Here is a 16,381-nt window from a genome sequence, read left to right as displayed (position 1 = left end):
GGTCTGCGCCTCAGCATGGCTTTGTTGTAATTGACTGATAACAAGCTTCGCGACCAAAGTATGCATCGACTGATAACATGTCAAGTGACCGGGTGATTCCGGCGAGATTCGGCGACAGGAGAAGCATGGCGACGAAGATGCGGCTGACCGCGGCGGAGCGGGGCGAGGAGGTGCTCCAGGCGGCGATCCAGGCGTTCGGCACGTCCGGCTACGCGGGCACCAAGACGGACGAGATCGCCCGGCTGGCCGGCGTCTCGCAGCCTTATGTGATCCGGCTGTTCGGGACCAAGCAGCAGCTCTTCCTGGCCGCCGTACAGACGGTGTGCGACACGATCGAACAGACCTTCCGGGAGGCAGCCGAGGAGCGGGCCGATCTCGCCAGCCTCGGCGCCGCATACGAGAAACTGATGGCCGAACGCGAGCAGTTGCTGGTTCTGCTGCATGGCTTCTCGGCCAGCGCCGAGCCGGCCATCGGTGACGCCGTCCGCGACCGCTTCGGCGGCATCTACCGCCTGGTCCGCGACCTCACCGGCGCCTCACCAATCGAAGCCCGCGAGTTCCTCTCCGTCGGCATGCTGCTGACTGTGATGGCCGCAATGCAGGTCACCGGCCCGAACGCCATCGACGCCCCCTGGGCCGACGAACTCAATCGCACCTTCATCAACGACCCCCGCAAACTCACCTAGCCCTCCGCGTGGTGGGTGGGGTTAGTCGCGGTTGAAGGATTGGCCGGAGGCGAACCAGAGGGTGGCGGTGGCGAGGAGGAGAGCGGCGACGGTGACCAGGAGCGAGCCTGAGACGTGTGCGCCCTGGACCAGTGCGGCCGCGACGGCGACCACCGGGCCGAGCACGAGGGCGATTGCCCCGGGCAACAACCAGCGGCGGAGTGCGTCCCGGTGGACTCGGGCGTACGACGGGATCTGCGCGGCGAACGCGGTGGCCAGATGCACCACCAGCAAGGCGATTCCGGTCACCACCAGGCTCAAGCTGATCTCGGCCGGCGCCCGCATCAACCATCCGCCGGCGACGACCACGATGAAGGTCAACCCGGCCAGCGAATCCGGCAGCACAACAGTTGCCAACAGCATCGGAATCGCGATCAGCGGAACCAGATCCAGCTGATCCCACCCCTGCGCGCCCGCCACCCCCAACGCCACTGCACCCGCCACGGCCGTCGACAGCCGAGCGGCCACCGCCCCCTCCCCCGCAGCCCGCACCTGCGCCAACCACAAACTGATCTTTTCGGATGGCGTCATGAGCGGATCCTTGGGGCGGCGGAGAGGCGGGAGGCGTCTCGGAGGACTTCGTCGAGGGTGCCGGCGCCGCGCCAGGGGACGGTGGGGACGCCGAGGTCGGAGAGGCGGTCCAGTTCGCGGCGGCGTTCGAGCAGGCGCAAGCGCCAGGCGAGTGGCCACGAGCGGGCGTCATGCTCGTCGAGGTCGATCACCGACGCCACGTCCGGCGGCAGCGTGTCCACCGCGATGACGGTGCACCCCTGATGAACCAGCGTCACGAGATACCCGAGCATCACCTGCCGGAGCAGCGGACTGAGCACCAGCACGAGGCTGTCGGACCTGATCCGGTGCCGCCGCGCCAACTGCTGCTCGTCTTGCTGACGACCCCGTCGATCCGCGTGAACCAACGCGTCCAGGATCCGCCGCAGATGCCCCCGCCCACTCCCCGACCTGACACCCCGGACCAGGTTGCCGGTGTCGATCAGCCGCACCCGGTCACCGTGGCGCAGGTAGTGCTCCGCGATCGACGCCGCCGCGCGTACACCCGTATCCAGACTGCTCGACCGCCCGTCGATCCCTTCGCTGATACCGATCTCGCCGCCGGTGTCGAGCAGGATCACCACCTCGGTGTCGCGGTCCGACCAGGTCGACGTGACGTGCAACTCGCGCGTACGTGCGGACACGGCCCAGTTGATCCGCCGCAGCCGGTCTCCGGTGCGGAACGGCCGTACTCCGGCCAGCTCAGTGCCCTCACCAGGACGCCGCGACCTATGCAACCCGACAAGCCCAGCAGGACGCGGTACGGAGTCGACCGCCTCGAACCCCTCCCGCAACGGCAGCGTGGTCACCGCCAACGGCTCGGCCGACGTCACCGGGATCCGGTACGCACCCAGCACCGATGTCGCGACAACAGTCGGCCGCTCCACCGGACGCATCCCCCACCGCTTCGACCGCAGCCCGACCTCCAGCGTCACCGCTCCCTCCGACACTGGCTCCGCAATCGCAGCCTGTACGGGGTCGTACTGAAACCACTGCGACCGTGGCAGCGCCGCCACGATCAGGTCGATGTCCGGGTCGACCGTCCCGGAGACCCGCAGCCGGTATGTTGTCGCCTGCCCCTCGAACAGCACGTCCGAGTCCAGCTCGGTGTGCACCTCGGGCTCCTCCCGCGGCCGGAAGTACCGCCCCCACACCGCGACGAACGCGAACGGCAACCCCAGTACGGCGGCATCCGGCCGCCGCGCCAGCACCGCGATCACCAGCAACACCGCAGCCGCACAGATCGCCCGGACCTGCGCATGAGTCGGCTGCCAGCTCATCGAGAAGCGCCAACCACGGTAGGCGGCGTCGGCACCGACCCCAGCACCGAGCGCACTACCGTCGCCCCGGTCACCTCGTGCAACCACAGCTCCGGCCGGACCGTGATCCGATGCGCCAGCGCCGGTACGGCGACCGCCTTCACATCCTCAGGTACGACGTAGTCCCGCCCCCGAATCACGGCGTACGAACGCGCGGTCAACAGCAAAGCGAGTGAACCACGAGGCGACGCACCGACGAGGACCTGCGAGTCGCGTCGAGTGGCAGCAGCCAGCTCGACGCAGTACTGCCCAACGGTGTCGTCGACAGTGACGGTCTCGATCGCGCGCTGAGCAGCGAGTAGTCCCGCAGCGTCGGTGATGGCTTCGACGGTCTGGTCCTCCTTGCGGCGGCTCATCCGACGTCGCAGTACCTCCCACTCCTCCTCAGCACTCGGGTAGCCGAAGCCGATCCGGAGCATGAAGCGGTCGAGCTGGGCCTCCGGCAGCGGGTAGGTGCCCTCGTACTCGACTGGGTTCGCCGTCGCCAGCACGTGGAACGGCGTGGGCAACGGGAAGGTCTGGCCCTCGACCGTCACCTGGTGTTCCTGCATGGACTCCAGCAGCGCGGCCTGGGTCTTCGGCGGCGTCCGGTTGATCTCGTCGGCGAGCAGCAGCCCGGTGAAGATCGGCCCCGGCCGGAAGGCGAATTCGGACTCCTTCTGGTCGTAGACGAACGCACCGGTGACATCGGACGGCAACAGGTCGGGCGTGAACTGCACCCGCCGGAACTCCAGCCCGAGCGCCTGCGCGAACGACCGCGCCGCCAGCGTCTTGGCCAGCCCTGGATAGTCCTCGAGCAGCACATGCCCGCCGGCGAGGATGCCCGCGAGGACGAGCTCCAGTGCATCGGCCTTGCCGACCACTGCCTCGCTCACCCGCTCCAGCACCTGCCGGCTCAGCGCGGAAACCTCGCTGAGGTCCAGTTCCCGATCAGTCACGGTTCCTCACAGCTTCTCGATGGTCTGCACCGCGGCCTCGATCTCGTCGATCGACGCGGTTTGTCTGCTGGTGATCATGGTCCAGACGTGGTCGCCGACGATCTGGCGAGCACGGTCCGGCTCGAGCTCCGGGTCGACGCCGTGGCGGTGCACCAATCGGTCTGTCGTCAGCTCGAGCAACAGCGGCTGGACCCGGCGAGTGAAGGTCTGCCGCCCCGGCCCAGCCCGGCGCTCACGGTCGGACTCCTGCAGCCAGGTGGCGATGAACTGGGTCCGGTTGTCGCTACTGCGGGTCCGCAGCGCGGCCAGCCGCTCGTCGTGCCGGCCCGGCCAATTGGTCTCCAGCACCTGCGGAACGATCAGCCGGATCGCCACCGACCCGAACCCGACCGCCAGCGCCGCCGCCACGAACCACAACGGCCGCGGCGCCATCCCCGCCGCCCCGAACACCCCGACCAGCAGCAGGCTCACCACAACCGTGATCGCCACATGCTGAACGACAACCCTGTTCAACCGCATCGACCGCGACCGCCGCCCACTCTCCCCCAGCGGCCCCCGCTCCTCCAAAGGCGTCCACTTGTACGACGTCATCCGCCCTCCCGCAAGCACGGCACCATCAGGACTGCGCACCGGAGGGGCCACCCTGAACCCCACAGCCGAAGGCAAGACCTGACAGCGGACCGGCCTGATCCCGGCAGGCGGCTCATTGGCCGACCACCTCGCCAGGCCGAGCGGCGGCGAGCTCGTCGCGGAGGCGGAGCAGAGCAGCTCGAGCCTCGGCCCGGGCTTGTTCTGTCGATCCGTGAGTGGAGTAGCGGGCCTCGCGGTAGAGATCGCCGAGGCGGACGAGCTCCGGCTCGGAGATGCCGCCGACGCCGAGGACCCGGACGATGAACTCGGCCGGTGTCTCCGACGGCTCGCGGGCCACACCGGCCGATGCGGCCGCCTGCTCCAAGGCGACCCAGCAGGCGATCACCGCGTCGGTCGCCGTACCGGAATCGATCCTGGCCAGACCGGCGTCGACCGCCTCTGCGAGCCGCTCTGCCTTGACCCGCTCCCAGTCGGGGTCAGGGCCTTCGGCCTGAGGCAACTCGACCTTGCGGGCGATCCGGTAAATGAGCAGCCCGAGGAAGAAGGCGGCTGCTGCGATCGCGATCCAGATCAGCATCTGCCAGAGCGCCTTCAGCCAGTCCGGCATCGGTCGCTGCTTCACCTCGCGCTCCGGCGGAGGCGTCGCGGGATTCTGCGTCGGGGCTGTCGCGGTCGCAGTCGCCGGTGGCGGCTCACCCGGCGTCGCTCGCAGGGTGCTCTCGCTGACCGGCTGGACCGAACCGCCCGCTGACGCGAGCACCACGAACCCGGCCGCCGATACGCCGAGCATCAGCACGACCACCAGCGCCAGCGCTCCCCCACGGTGGGTCTGCATCTCGGAAGGCTAACCGATCAGAAGCCCGTGTCGAGCCACGGCAGCCGACTGGTGGAAAACGCTTCCGACGCGGCCGAGAGCGCTCCGGCTGTGTGCTCCTGCACCAGACCGGCCGCACCGAGCCGAACCAGCGACGGCCTGCCGAGATACATCGCCCCCAGTTCGCGTACGTCGATCGTCAGGTCGGCCGAACGTGCCGTCGCCTCACACGCGGCTCCGGTCGGCCCGCCGGTGAGATGCCAGGTGCCGGAGTTCCACGGCAGGAACCCGTCGCTCACCGCCAGCACCACGTCGATCTCGCGCGAGTACGTCCGGGCGGCCAGAGCACGAGCGACATCGACCGGCCGTACCCAGATTCCATCGCGCGTGATCGGCCCTGGCTCCCGCGGATCGAGCAGCAGCTCCAGCAGCGGGTCATCCGATGGCAGGTTCCCGTACCGCGTCTCGCTCAGCAGATCCGGCTCCAGCAAGTACCGCCAGAGAGCGGCATGCGACGCGAGATCCACCGCATGGACCCGGCTGACCTGCACATACCTCTTCTCGGCCCGCTTGGTCCGGTAGTACGCGAACCCGGTCACCTCGCCGTCCCGCTCCGCGAGGACACAGCGCCGAGCCGACCCGTTGGCCGGATCGCTCGTGACGTTGTCGCCGGTGACGTAGTCCTGCCACCGCTCGTCGTGCTGGAACATGCCTGGCCGGTCCGCCGCCAGCCGGTTGTGCAGCGCCGTACAGGTGTCGAGCGATTCGCGGATGTCGACGTACTTGATCTTCACGTCGTCGATGCCGGCCACCGGTCGCAGCTCGCGGGCCAGCTTCCGGACGACGATCTCCTGGTGATCCGAGGCCAGGCCATATCCGAAGCGGCCGTAGATGGCCGGCTCGCTCGCGGTCAGCGCGGCGACCGGCTCGACGCCGGCCTCGTAGATCTCGGTCAGCTGGGCACGCATCAGGTCGCGCAGGATGCCGCGGCGCCGATGCGTCGGCCGGACCGCGACCAGGGTCACGCCGGCCACTGGCACCTGCGCTCCTGGCACCGTCATCCGCAGCGAGAACGCGCCGGTATGCCCGACCAGCTGTCGCTCGTCGGTCGCGACGGTGCTCCGCTCTGGCTCCCACACCCGCCGCTCGGCCTCCAGCTGCGCCTCACTCCAGGGCGCGGAGAACGCCAGGTCGACGAGCTCGAGAAGCTCGTCCCAGTCACCCTGAACCGCCCGATCTCGATCGCCATACCCCTTGCCTATCAGACGATCCAGACAGACCGCGCACGATTTCCCGTCAGGGCAGGAAAGATGCTCGAAGAGTGCCTACACCCAGTCACGCAAACCACCCGTCGGCTCCTTAACTGTTAACTCAGCCACACCTCAGGACCCGCGAAAGGCCAGAAATTTCCCGTGGTCGCGGGAAAGTCCGGCTGCACCGAGCTCTAGACTGATGAAAACCGTTTTCATATACTGGCTGACATGACCGCCCATACGACGTTGTCCCTGCTGGTTGGGCTTTCCACGACACTGCGCGAACCTGTGCTGCACGCCATGGTCGACGCGACCACGGTGGCAGTAGTGGTGGATCAGGACGAACTACCCCGCCGGGGCGTGCTGTCCTGGCGGGTGTTCGAGGCGTCCGGGCCGATCGATTCCGGCGAGTTCACCGTCGGCGACGACTGCGGCGCGTGCCAGCTGATCGAGTCGCTGGTGCCGCTGCTCGAGACCCTGGTCGCGCGTGCGCACTGGGACCACGTCGTACTCGCGGCTCCTCCGGCGATGGAGGCACGGCCGCTGGTGAGTGCGCTGGTCGGGGCGGTGCCGGAGCTCACCGTCGACACCGTGACGTGCGTGGTCGACGCCGTACTGCTGGTCGAGCAGTTGTCTGGCGATGAACTGCTCGATGAGCGCGGGCTGGCGCTCGGGCCGCCGGACCGTCGCAACGTGGCCGAGTTGACCGCACGGCAGATCGAGTACGCCGACGTGTGCGTACTCGCGAACGCCCACCGCAGTGCGGCGCCAGCACGGCTGCACAACCTCTTAGGGCACCTCAACCCGCGTACGACGGTCGTCACGGCTGACGTGGGCGGCCTGCCGACCGGACCGGTCGCGCGGACCGGGTTGTTCGACTACCAGGCCGCGGAGGCGTGGGCCGGGGAACTGGCGGCCTCGGACCGGCTGCAGCCAAGCGGCGATGGCGTGACGACTGTGCTGTGGCGGTCGACTCGACCGATGCATCCGGCGCGGCTGAACGACGCGCTCGAGGACATTGTGAACGGCGTCGTACGGAGTCGCGGCGTGGTCTGGCTGGCGAACCGGCCGACGCAGCGCGTCCGGTGGGAGTCCGCCGGGTACAGCGCGTCGCTCGGGATGCTCGGGGAGTGGTCCGACACCGAGCACCTCGCCGAGTGCAGTGTCGTCGCGACCGGCATGGGGCTGGACCCAGCCCGGCTGCAGGCGATTCTCGATGCCTGTCTGCTGACGGAATCCGAACTCGCCAGCCTCAACTGGCAAGACCTCGACGACCCGTTCGCCGGAGTCCTCTAGCCCAGCAGCGGCAATCGGGAGGCGTGGGGGCCGAGCATCTCGCGGTCGGCGTCGTCGAGCGGAAGCCTGCCGGTTGCCTTCAGTACGTACGTCGTCGTGTCCCACTCGATCACGTCCCACGCGTCCGGCCCGAACAAGCCGTCCAGCGTCCGGGCGGTGACCTGCAATCCCTCCGGATCCGGCTCCGGCGCGCCCGGCAGCTCGAGGCTCAGGTCGAGGTGATGGACGGTTGCCTCCAGCACCAAAGTCGCCACGAAATCGGTCGCCCGCAGCACATGCCCCTGCGTCTCGACTCGCCGGCCCTTCTCCATCAGCCCGAGCATGGCCGCCCGGGCCGCCGCCTCGGACAGCTCACGCCAGTGCTGGACCAGGAGCCCCGGCTTCCGGTACGCCGAGGCGACCGTGCGTACGAAGGAGGTGTCTGACTCGTCGGCCCGTGGTGGGAAGTCCTGCCAGTAGGTGACGAAGTCCCGGTCCGGCTCGGCGATGGTCGGGCTGGCGAAGGCCATCAGCGCGCGCTGGGCGTCGTACAGGAGATGGACCAGCAGCGGACCGACCGGCATCGACTTGCAGCGGGTCGGCCGCTGGAAGTCGGCGTCGCTCAGGCCATGGACGGTCTCGGTCACGCGCCCGTACGTCCGGCTCAGCGTCGCCGCCAGCCGGAGCGGTAGCGCTCCCCGCTCAGGTGCCTTCATCCCCCGCCTCCTCGATTGCTCCTCTCCGAAACTAACCCGAGTCAGCCTGGAAGTGTTCCTACGAGCGGGCAGTATCGAGGTGGGACGCGGCTACGGCTTCGAGATGGGTCAGGTCCGAGGCGACGGTCGCGAAGGTGTAGCCCTGGCTCAACCGACGCTGCGCGGTCTGACCGTCCGGCGTGTGAATCCCCGCCGCGACACCGGCCTCCTGCGCCGTCCGCGCGATCAACTCGACCGCCTCCTCGAACGGCCCTTCGACCTCGGGATCACCCGGGAACCGCGCGCCCACCGACAACCCGAGGTCCGACGGCCCGACGTACACCCCGTCGAGCCCGGGCGTCGCACAGATCTCCGCCACGTTCTTCAACCCGAGCGGCGTCTCGATCATCGCCAGTACGACGGTCGCCGCGTCGGCCTCGGCCGGAACCGGCCCGACCCGCAGCGCGGACCGCATCGGCCCGTACGAACGCACTCCAGCCGGCGGATACTTCGCCGCCTGCACCGCCCGCGTCACGTCCTCAGAACTGTCCACCAACGGCACGATCACCCCGGCCGCACCGGCGTCCAGCGCCCGCCCGATCGGCGTCGGATGATTCGCCTCGACGCGCACCAACCCAACCGACCCACTCCCGAGCGCGGCCCCCGCATCCACAGCCAGCAGCCCGGTCAGCAACCCCTGATACCCGATCAGCCCATGCTGCCCATCCAGTACGACGTAGTCGTACCCCACCCGCGCGATCCGCTCGGTCGCCACCGGCGCATCCAGCACCACCCAATACCCGACCAGCTTCTCCCGACCCCGAAGCCGCCCAGCAAACTCCAGCGCACCCACATGCTCTCCTTCAACGATTCCCCCAACCCTAAACCGGCGGGACACCGTGGCGGCGGGTGCTGAAGTGGCGGTTTTTGGTTTGGGCGGCGGCTAGGCGGGCGATCAGGTCGGTGCGGAGGTCTTCCGGTTCGACGATGGCGTCGATGACCAGGTCGGCGGCGAGGCGGAGGATGTCGATGTCGGTCTCGTACTCCTCGCGCAGGCGGGAGACGTACTCGACCCGTTCGGTCTCGTCCGCGATCTCCTGGATCTTGTTGTAGTACACGGCGTTGATCGCCGCCTCCGGGCCCATCACCGCGATCTTCGCGGTCGGCAGCGCGATACACGCGTCCGGTGAGAAGCCGGGACCACACATCGCGTAGAGCCCGGCGCCGTACGCCTTGCGCACGATCACCGACACGGTCGGCACGGTCGCCTCCGAGACCGCGGTGATCATCTTCGCGCCGTGCCGGATGATCCCGGCCCGCTCCACCTCGCTGCCGATCATGAACCCCGGTACGTCGCACAGGTACACCAGCGGCACGTTGAACGCGTCGCACAGCCAGATGAACCGGGCAGCCTTGTCCGCCGAGTCGACGAACAGCACCCCACCCTTGACCGCCGGCTGGTTCGCCACGATCCCGATCACCTGCCCGGCGAGCAGCCCGAACCCGGTGACGAGCTCCGGCGCGTACGACGGCTTGATCTCGAAGAACGTGTCGGCGTCGACCACGGCGTCGATCACGTCATGGATGTCGAACCCGACGCTCTCCTCGGCCGGCACCAGATCCCGGGTGAAGTCGCGGGCCGGCGGCGTTTCGTCGTACGACGGAGGCTGCGACTGCCACGAACCGGGCAGGTAGGAGAAGTAGTGCTTGGCCAGGTCGATCGCCTCGGCGTCGTCGGCCGCGAGCAGATCGCCGCAACCGGAGACGCTGGTGTGCATCCGGGCGCCGCCCATCTCCTCGAGCGTCACCTTCTCGCCGACGACCATCTCGGCCATCCGTGGTGAGCCCAGGTACATCGAGGCGTTGCCGTCGACCATGATCACCAGGTCGCAGAACGCCGGGATGTACGCGCCACCGGCCGCGGACGGGCCGAACAGGCAGCAGATCTGCGGCACCTTGCCGGACAGGGCGACCTGGTTGTGGAAGATCCGCCCGGCACCGCGACGGCCGGGGAACAACTGAACCTGGTCCGTGATCCGTGCGCCGGCGGAGTCGATCAGCCAGAAGATCGGCAATTCGTCTCGGATCGCCGCCTCGGTGATCCGGACGATCTTCTCCACCGTACGAGCACCCCACGATCCGGCCTTGACGGTCGGGTCGTTGGCCACGATCAGCGCCGGCCGGCCGTCGACCAATGCGCGCCCGGTGACCACGCCGTCGGCTGGAAGGCCGGCGTTGAGCGCGTTCGCCAGCTGAGCGTCCTCGACGAAGCTGCCCTCGTCAACGAGCAGCGCGATCCGGTCGCGAACGTACAGCTTGTTCTGCGACGCGAGCTTCGCGGCAGCCTTCTCGGGCGGCCCCAGCGTCGCCTCCCGAGCGGCCTTCACCTCGGTCCAGTGGTCCCTCATAACTGCCTTTCTACCTGTTACGTCCGAAGATCCGAGGGCTATACGCCACAGTTCTTCGGACGCAACGGAATCATTCGACCGGGAGCCCGAGGCTTCGGGCGATCAGCATGCGCTGGACTTCCGACGTACCTTCGCCGATCTCGAGGATCTTGGCGTCCCGGTAGAACCGCGTCACCGGGTACTCCTCCATGAAGCCGTAGCCGCCGAACACCTGGGTCGCGATCCGGGTCGCCGTCACCGCCGACTCGGTCGCGTACAGCTTCGCCACCGACGCCGCCTGCTTGAAGTCAGCCATCGACGCACCGGCGTCCTTCAGCGCCGCCGCCCGGTAGACGAGCATCTCCGCGGCATCCGCCATCACCTTCAGATCCGAGATCTGGAACGCGACGCCCTGCTTCTGCCCGATCGGTACGCCGAACGTCTTCCGCTCACCGGCGTACTGCACCGACATCTCCAGGCACGCGCGGATGCAGCCGAGCGCGACCGCCGCGATCGCGACCCGCCCGTCGTCCAGGGTAGCCAGGAATTGCGCGAACCCCTTGCCCCGCTCGCCGAGCAGGTTGCCCGCCGGGACCCGGCAACCACCGAACGACAGCGGATGCGTGTCCGAGGCGTGCCAGCCGAGTTTGTCGTACGCCGCCTCCGCCACGAATCCCGCCGTACCAGTCGGAACGATGATGGTGGAGATCTCCGGCCGCCCGTCCGGCTTCTCGCCCGTACGCGCGGTGACAGTGACGCAGGAGGTGATGCTCGAGCCGGAGTTGGTGATGAACTGCTTCGAGCCGTCGATCACCCACTCGTCGCCATCCAGCACGGCGCGAGTCTTGGTCGCGCCCGCGTCCGATCCCGACTCCGGCTCGGTCAGCCCGAAACCGGCCAGATTGCGACCGGCCACCAGGTCCGGCAGCCACTGCTGCTTCTGCTCGTCGGTGCCGAAGGTGAGGATCGGGTTGATACCGAGCCCGACCGCCGCCTCGAGCGTGATGCCCATCGACTGGTCGACCCGGGAGATCTCCTCGATCGCCACGCACAGGCTGGTGAAGTCGCCGGCCGAACCGCCGTACTCCTCCGGTGCCGTCAGCCCGAACAGCCCGAGCCGGCCCATCTTCTGCACGACCTCCACCGGGAAGTAGTGCTTGCGGTCCCACTCGGCGGCGTGCGGGGCGATCTCCGCCTCGGCGAAGTCGCGCACGCTCTGGCGGAACTCGCGGTGCTCCTCGGACAGCTCGAACATGACGCACTCCCTGTGCTTGACGCTTACGTAAACGTAAAGCACGCTGGGTGCGTGCACAAGCCCGCGCAGACCTGGTCGATCGCCGAACTCGCCACCCAGTACGACGTCACGCTGCGAACGATCCGGTTCTACGAGGACCGCGGCCTGCTCACCCCCGAGCGCCGCGGCACCGTCCGCGTCTACCACCCGCGCGACCGCGTCCGCCTGGGCCTCATCCTCCGCGGCAAACGCCTCGGCTTCTCCCTCGACGAAATCGCCACCATCGTCGACATGTACGACGCCGAACCCGGCGAAGAAGGCCAGCTCGTCTACCTCCTGGACCAAATCACCACCCGCCGAGCCGACCTCGAACAACGCCGCCAAGACATCGACGAAACCCTCCAAGAACTCGCCGACGTCGAAGCCCGCTGCCAAGCGGATCTGAAAGCCCTCCGCAGCCGTCAGAGGGCGTCTTCGTAGGCCTTCAGGGTTTTGACGAAGAGGGCGCGCTGAGAGTCGGTGAGGGGGTCCAAGGCCTGGCGCCAGGCTTGGGCGCTGCGGGACAGCCAGGTGTCGATGGAATCTCGGTGGGTGTCGGAGAGGGTGACGATCGCGCGGCGGCGGTCGGTGGGGTCTTCGCGGCGGTCGAGGATGCCTTTGCGGGTGAGTTCGCTGACCATCAGGCTCACCGTGGCTGGGGTGACTTCGAGGCGGTCGGCCAACTCATTGACGCCGAGGGGGCCGTCGAAGAGCAGGTAGGCGAACAGCGACAGGTGCCGCGGCGCGAGATTCATGTCGGCGAGTTCGTCGGGCACCTTCATCCGTTTCGTACGGCCGACCATCCGCGGCATCAGCAACAACAACGTGCGGATGCTGTCATCGACGCTTGACATACCTTTGTCCTCAAAACTACTTTGCTTGCAAAGCTAAGTTACTCGACATTTGAGGGTACTCGCGTGAACGCACAGATCCTGCTGCTGACTACCACTGGCGCCCGCTCGGGCCGGTCCCACACCACCCCGGTCGCATACGCCGAGGATGGCGGCCGGCTGATCATCTTCGCCTCCAACGCCGGCCGGCCCCAGTCGCCCGCCTGGCTGCACAACCTGCGGAAGAACCCGGCCGTCACCGTCGAGGTCGGCGACACGACGTACGACGCGATCGCCACCGAGCTCACCGGCGCCGAACGCGACCGCCTGTACGCCGAGCAGGCGACCCGCGACCCCGCCTTCGCCACCTACCAGCAGAACACCTCTCGCGTCATCCAGGTCGTCGCCCTCACCCCAGCACGAGTCGGCGCCGCCACCGCCCAGCTGAAGGAGATCCACGCCGGTCTCCGCAAGCAGCTCGCCGACACACTGGAGGCAGTCGACGCTTACCTCGCCGGCGACGGCGAGTTGCCGCGATCAACAACCGAGCTTCAGCAACACTGCCTCTCCTTCTGCGGGGCACTGCACGCCCACCACACCCGCGAGGACGGTGTCTTCCCACGCCTCGCCGCCGACTTCCCCGAGCTGAAACCAGCCCTCGATCGCCTTGGCCGCGAGCATGAAGCGGTCGCCGCCCTCAACGCCGAGCTCAGTACGACGCTCGACCGCCTGACCGCGGCGCCCACTCGCGAACTGGCCGAGAGCCTCAGAGCCGACCTGAGCCGCCTCGCCGCCGACCTCGAAGCCCACTACGTCTACGAGGAAGCCCACCTCGGCCCAGCCCTCGACGCAGCCTGACCCCAAGTTTCCGGAGTCCTACTGCCACCAGCTGCAGATTTGTTTCCGAAGATCGCACGGCCAGGGTGTCGATCGGGCCAAGGCCGGTTCGTGTAGGGGGTGAAAGGACCTACACGAGGAGGCAGTCATGGGCGAAATCATTGTGGTGTGCAACGTGACGCTGGATGGTGTCATGCAGGCACCCGGCTTACCCGATGAGGACCTGCGCGGTGACTTCCCGTACGGCGGCTGGGCCGCGCCGTACAGCAAAGACGCGATGGGCCGCGTGCTGGGCCAGCGCGCGGGCAAGACCGGTGGCATGCTGCTCGGGCGGCGTACGTACGAGCAGTTCGCGAGCTTCTGGCCGAAGCAGCCGGACAACCCGTACACCGAGGCCCTCAACCGGCAGCAGAAGTACGTCGTCTCGTCCACTCTGCGCGACCCAGACTGGGTCAACTCCCACGTCATCACCCTCGACGACATCCCGAAACTCAAGGCAGAGCAGGACCTTGTCGTCCTCGGCAGCGGCGAGCTGCTTCGCTCGATCCCCCACCTCTTCGACCGGTACATCCTGCTGATCCATCCCCTGGTCCTCGGCACCGGCCGCCGCCTCTTCGAGAGCCATCACCAGCCCCTCGAACTCACCCACACCGAGGAGACAACCACTGGCGTCGTGATCACTACCTACCGTCCGGCCACCCGCGAAGGTTAGACGGCGACAGCAGTCGACCGTACGGCGCTCTGGTAGCGGCGCAGGGCCAGGGCGGCGATGCGGGGGTCGGCTCCGAGGGGTGCGCTGACGTGCCGGCCGGCAGCCAGCCGACGGACGCGGTCGGCGAAGAAGCCTGGGGCCAGCAAGTACGTCGCAACCGCCACACGCCCCGGCGTACGAGCCAACACCGACGCAACATGCTCGCCGGCACCGGAGACATAGCCGACCTCGACCGGCCGATCGATGCGAGCGGCAAGCAACGCGGCCGTCTCGGCGCAGTCGTCGAGGGCCCGGCGATCCGACGAGCCGGCAGCCGCCATCACCACGCGGTCCACCCGACTGAGATCGCCCAGCCGATCAGCCATCACATCAGCCAACACAGGGTCAGGTCCCAATGCCGGAGCCGCCTCGACCCGCCCGGGAAAACGATCCACTTCGTCCGCAATGTCGACGTACACGTGATAGCCGCTCGACAGCAGCAACGGCACCACGACAGCTTGGTTGCTGTCGGCAACCACGCGGCCGACCAGCGACGGCAGCGCCGGTACGTCGACGTCGACAAACCCGAGCGACACAGGGATATCCGGCCGCTGCCGCGCCATCAACCGAACCAGCTCATGCACCTCACGGATGCCCCGAGGATCCGCCGTGCCATGCGCCGCCGCGATCAGGTCCACCCCACGTGGCATCACGCCGGCCGTCAGCTGCCGCGCGCGTCGAGCTGTGAAGGCGCTCATGACGGCAGTCCCACCGGCTGCTCGACGGCGAGGCGGTAGCCCCGGCGTACGACGGTTCGCACCAGCTCCGGTTTTCCGATCGCGGTTCGCAGTCGGTTCACGGTCACCTCCACCGCATGCACGTCCTCGGCTCCAGGGAGCACCGCGAGCAACGCCGGTCGCGACACCACATCACCACCAGCCGCCACGAGGGCCGCCAGTACGGCGCGCGGCCCCGGACCGAGTGGCAGCACCACACCGTCCAGGACCGCGGCACCACCACGAATCACCAACTGCCCGAACTCCGTCTCGATCGACCGCGCGTTGTCGTCGGTCAACCGGTCGGTGACGATCCGGATCAACGCACCCAGCCGGTAGCGATCCGGCACCAGCGGGTCCAGGCCCAGGTTCAGAAAGGGCGCAGCCGTGACAGGACCCACACAGGCGTTCAGCACCCGACCTGTCCGCAGCGAGGTGAGCAGAGCGTCGTACTGACCAGTCAAAGCAGCAGCATCGAGCATTGCCTGTGCACCGGGCGCGGACGTGTGCACCACTGCGTCCACCGCACCAGTGCAGAGCTGACCGATCATCCGCTCGACCACAGCCGGATCAGGCGCCGGACCCCAGCGGTACACCTCCAGCCCACGTACGGACGCGCCCGCCGACCGCAGCGAGTCCTGCAGCGCCGGGTCGGACAGTCCATGCAGCTGTACGACGATCTTGCGCCCAACCACGCCCTGGTCGCGCAACCACTCCACGACCTCGGCGGTCGTCTCCGACCGGGCCGACCAGTGCTCGACCAGTCCGGCGGCCCGGATCGCGCCCCTGGCCTTCGGGCCGCGGGCGAGGATGCGCGACTGCTCCAGAGTGCCCAGCAGATCCGCGGCCAGACCGGCGGTGTCGGCCGCCTCGATCCAGCCGCGGAACCCGACCGCAGTGGTCACGACCACGTCGTCCGGCGGGTTCGCGATCACCCGCCGGGTCGCCTCGATCAGCGCATGGTCGTCGGCGACCGGGATGATCTGCAGCGTCGGGGCGTGCAGCACTTTCGCGCCGCGGCGCTCGAACGACGCGATCAGATCCTCTGCGCGCCGATGCGCGGTGATCGCGATCGTGCATCCACTGAGTGGTCCGGGCTTACTGGTCACCGAGATTCACCGTCACCTGTCCATCAATGACCTCAACAGGAAATACCGGCAGCGACACCGACGGATCGTCCAGGCACACACCGGTGCGCAAGTCGAAGACCTGCTTGAACATCGGCGACGCAACCGTCGGAACCTCACCGCGGCTGCCGACGATCCCACGCGACATCACGTTCGCACCGCTGAACGGATCATGGTTGCCGATGGCGTACACCGACCCGTCGTGGGTGCGGAACAACGCGATCTGCACCTCGCCGATCAACGCGGCTACACCGCGCTCCGGCAGCAGTACGTCGTACCGGCAGACGACTGTCTGACTCAT

Annotated in this window: 19 protein-coding genes; 5 read left to right on the top strand and 14 right to left on the bottom strand. The window is 68.2% G+C overall.

The features are described from left to right. The first annotated feature begins 125 nt into the window (after nucleotides 1-125). Entirely contained in the window at nucleotides 126-686 is a 561-nt protein-coding gene (locus EV646_RS18100) for a TetR/AcrR family transcriptional regulator (protein ID WP_132150019.1), read from the top strand. A gap of 21 nt (nucleotides 687-707) precedes the next feature. On the opposite strand, the gene EV646_RS18095 is transcribed toward EV646_RS18100, so the two are convergent. The 6 genes from EV646_RS18095 to EV646_RS18070 all read right to left on the bottom strand — a co-directional run bounded on the left by EV646_RS18095 (nucleotide 708) and on the right by EV646_RS18070 (nucleotide 6,126). Further along, nucleotides 708-1,256 (bottom strand): hypothetical protein, encoded by a 549-nt coding sequence (locus tag EV646_RS18095; RefSeq protein WP_132150017.1) that lies wholly within the window; start codon nucleotides 1,254-1,256, stop codon nucleotides 708-710. Next, nucleotides 1,253-2,554, bottom strand: coding sequence for a DUF58 domain-containing protein (locus EV646_RS18090; protein ID WP_132150015.1), 1,302 nt, complete (start codon nucleotides 2,552-2,554; stop codon nucleotides 1,253-1,255). The genes EV646_RS18095 and EV646_RS18090 overlap by 4 nt, the downstream gene beginning before the upstream one ends. Beyond that, entirely contained in the window at nucleotides 2,551-3,531 is a 981-nt protein-coding gene (locus tag EV646_RS18085) for an AAA family ATPase (RefSeq protein WP_132150013.1), read from the bottom strand. Before EV646_RS18085 ends, EV646_RS18090 begins: the two co-directional genes overlap by 4 nt. A 6-nt stretch (nucleotides 3,532-3,537) precedes the next feature. Then, on the bottom strand, nucleotides 3,538-4,122 hold the full coding sequence (locus EV646_RS18080; protein WP_241996137.1) for a hypothetical protein: 585 nt from the start codon (nucleotides 4,120-4,122) through the stop codon (nucleotides 3,538-3,540). Nucleotides 4,123-4,234: 112 nt separating this feature from the next. Further along, nucleotides 4,235-4,957 (bottom strand): DUF4129 domain-containing protein, encoded by a 723-nt coding sequence (locus tag EV646_RS18075; RefSeq protein WP_132150011.1) that lies wholly within the window; start codon nucleotides 4,955-4,957, stop codon nucleotides 4,235-4,237. 17 nt (nucleotides 4,958-4,974) lie between these two features. Then, nucleotides 4,975-6,126 carry a GNAT family N-acetyltransferase gene (locus EV646_RS18070; protein WP_241996190.1) on the bottom strand — a complete coding sequence of 384 codons (1,152 nt, stop codon included), beginning with the start codon at nucleotides 6,124-6,126 and terminating at the stop codon, nucleotides 4,975-4,977. A gap of 291 nt (nucleotides 6,127-6,417) precedes the next feature. Here EV646_RS18070 and EV646_RS18065 point away from each other — a divergent pair, with 291 nt between their 5' ends. After that, a complete protein-coding gene (locus EV646_RS18065; protein ID WP_132150007.1) occupies nucleotides 6,418-7,485 on the top strand; it encodes a CobW family GTP-binding protein in 1,068 nt (355 codons plus the stop codon). Here EV646_RS18065 and EV646_RS18060 read toward each other — a convergent pair. The 4 genes from EV646_RS18060 to EV646_RS18045 form a co-directional block, all read right to left on the bottom strand. Continuing rightward, nucleotides 7,482-8,180, bottom strand: a complete 699-nt coding sequence (locus EV646_RS18060; RefSeq protein WP_132150005.1) for a maleylpyruvate isomerase N-terminal domain-containing protein — start codon at nucleotides 8,178-8,180, stop codon at nucleotides 7,482-7,484. The two genes, EV646_RS18065 and EV646_RS18060, sit on opposite strands and share 4 nt — an antisense overlap. Nucleotides 8,181-8,238: 58 nt before the next feature. Then, nucleotides 8,239-9,012: an HpcH/HpaI aldolase family protein gene (locus EV646_RS18055; protein ID WP_132150003.1), complete on the bottom strand. Its 774-nt coding sequence runs from the start codon at nucleotides 9,010-9,012 to the stop codon at nucleotides 8,239-8,241. A 28-nt stretch (nucleotides 9,013-9,040) separates the two neighbouring features. Next, nucleotides 9,041-10,567 carry an acyl-CoA carboxylase subunit beta gene (locus EV646_RS18050; protein WP_132150001.1) on the bottom strand — a complete coding sequence of 509 codons (1,527 nt, stop codon included), beginning with the start codon at nucleotides 10,565-10,567 and terminating at the stop codon, nucleotides 9,041-9,043. Between the two features lie 70 nt (nucleotides 10,568-10,637). Continuing rightward, nucleotides 10,638-11,801, bottom strand: a complete 1,164-nt coding sequence (locus EV646_RS18045; protein WP_132149999.1) for an acyl-CoA dehydrogenase family protein — start codon at nucleotides 11,799-11,801, stop codon at nucleotides 10,638-10,640. A 51-nt stretch (nucleotides 11,802-11,852) separates the two neighbouring features. On the opposite strand from EV646_RS18045, the gene EV646_RS18040 reads away from it, so the two are divergent. Beyond that, complete coding sequence (locus tag EV646_RS18040; RefSeq protein ID WP_132149997.1) at nucleotides 11,853-12,260, top strand: MerR family transcriptional regulator; 408 nt, start codon at nucleotides 11,853-11,855, stop codon at nucleotides 12,258-12,260. Here the strand turns inward: EV646_RS18040 and EV646_RS18035 are convergent. Next, entirely contained in the window at nucleotides 12,242-12,673 is a 432-nt protein-coding gene (locus EV646_RS18035) for a MarR family winged helix-turn-helix transcriptional regulator (RefSeq protein ID WP_132149995.1), read from the bottom strand. The two genes, EV646_RS18040 and EV646_RS18035, sit on opposite strands and share 19 nt — an antisense overlap. Nucleotides 12,674-12,736: 63 nt before the next feature. Between EV646_RS18035 and EV646_RS18030 the strand changes: the two genes are divergently transcribed. After that, nucleotides 12,737-13,507: a nitroreductase/quinone reductase family protein gene (locus tag EV646_RS18030; RefSeq protein WP_158290976.1), complete on the top strand. Its 771-nt coding sequence runs from the start codon at nucleotides 12,737-12,739 to the stop codon at nucleotides 13,505-13,507. Nucleotides 13,508-13,634: 127 nt separating this feature from the next. Then, a complete protein-coding gene (locus EV646_RS18025) occupies nucleotides 13,635-14,198 on the top strand; it encodes a dihydrofolate reductase family protein (RefSeq protein ID WP_132149991.1) in 564 nt (187 codons plus the stop codon). Here EV646_RS18025 and EV646_RS18020 read toward each other — a convergent pair. From EV646_RS18020 to nirD, 3 genes are read right to left on the bottom strand one after another with little or no spacing between them, the layout of a single operon-like run. After that, on the bottom strand, nucleotides 14,195-14,935 hold the full coding sequence (locus EV646_RS18020; protein WP_241996136.1) for a sirohydrochlorin chelatase: 741 nt from the start codon (nucleotides 14,933-14,935) through the stop codon (nucleotides 14,195-14,197). The genes EV646_RS18025 and EV646_RS18020 overlap by 4 nt on opposite strands. Beyond that, nucleotides 14,932-16,062: a uroporphyrinogen-III synthase gene (locus EV646_RS18015; RefSeq protein WP_132149989.1), complete on the bottom strand. Its 1,131-nt coding sequence runs from the start codon at nucleotides 16,060-16,062 to the stop codon at nucleotides 14,932-14,934. The genes EV646_RS18020 and EV646_RS18015 overlap by 4 nt, the downstream gene beginning before the upstream one ends. Next, nucleotides 16,052-16,381: a nitrite reductase small subunit NirD gene (nirD, locus tag EV646_RS18010; protein WP_241996135.1), complete on the bottom strand. Its 330-nt coding sequence runs from the start codon at nucleotides 16,379-16,381 to the stop codon at nucleotides 16,052-16,054. The genes EV646_RS18015 and nirD overlap by 11 nt, the downstream gene beginning before the upstream one ends.

The sequence above is a fragment of the Kribbella antiqua genome, assembly GCF_004345665.1.
Classification (GTDB): domain Bacteria; phylum Actinomycetota; class Actinomycetes; order Propionibacteriales; family Kribbellaceae; genus Kribbella; species Kribbella antiqua.
The sequence above is the reverse complement of the archived record's forward strand: the minus strand, read 5'-3'. Positions and strand labels throughout refer to the sequence as shown.

Bases quoted from the DNA above. Each gene is read 5' to 3' on its own strand.
- EV646_RS18050 (WP_132150001.1), bottom strand. From the start codon at position 10,567: ATGAGGGACCACTGGACCGAGGTGAAGGCCGCTCGGGAGGCGACGCTG.
- nirD (WP_241996135.1), bottom strand. From the start codon at position 16,381: ATGAGTCAGACAGTCGTCTGCCGGTACGACGTACTGCTGCCGGAGCGC.
- EV646_RS18045 (WP_132149999.1), bottom strand. From the start codon at position 11,801: ATGTTCGAGCTGTCCGAGGAGCACCGCGAGTTCCGCCAGAGCGTGCGC.
- EV646_RS18035 (WP_132149995.1), bottom strand. From the start codon at position 12,673: ATGTCAAGCGTCGATGACAGCATCCGCACGTTGTTGTTGCTGATGCCG.
- EV646_RS18020 (WP_241996136.1), bottom strand. From the start codon at position 14,935: ATGAGCGCCTTCACAGCTCGACGCGCGCGGCAGCTGACGGCCGGCGTG.
- EV646_RS18095 (WP_132150017.1), bottom strand. From the start codon at position 1,256: ATGACGCCATCCGAAAAGATCAGTTTGTGGTTGGCGCAGGTGCGGGCT.
- EV646_RS18025 (WP_132149991.1), top strand. From the start codon at position 13,635: ATGGGCGAAATCATTGTGGTGTGCAACGTGACGCTGGATGGTGTCATG.
- EV646_RS18065 (WP_132150007.1), top strand. From the start codon at position 6,418: ATGACCGCCCATACGACGTTGTCCCTGCTGGTTGGGCTTTCCACGACA.
- EV646_RS18100 (WP_132150019.1), top strand. From the start codon at position 126: ATGGCGACGAAGATGCGGCTGACCGCGGCGGAGCGGGGCGAGGAGGTG.
- EV646_RS18090 (WP_132150015.1), bottom strand. From the start codon at position 2,554: ATGAGCTGGCAGCCGACTCATGCGCAGGTCCGGGCGATCTGTGCGGCT.
- EV646_RS18080 (WP_241996137.1), bottom strand. From the start codon at position 4,122: ATGACGTCGTACAAGTGGACGCCTTTGGAGGAGCGGGGGCCGCTGGGG.
- EV646_RS18060 (WP_132150005.1), bottom strand. From the start codon at position 8,180: ATGAAGGCACCTGAGCGGGGAGCGCTACCGCTCCGGCTGGCGGCGACG.
- EV646_RS18075 (WP_132150011.1), bottom strand. From the start codon at position 4,957: ATGCAGACCCACCGTGGGGGAGCGCTGGCGCTGGTGGTCGTGCTGATG.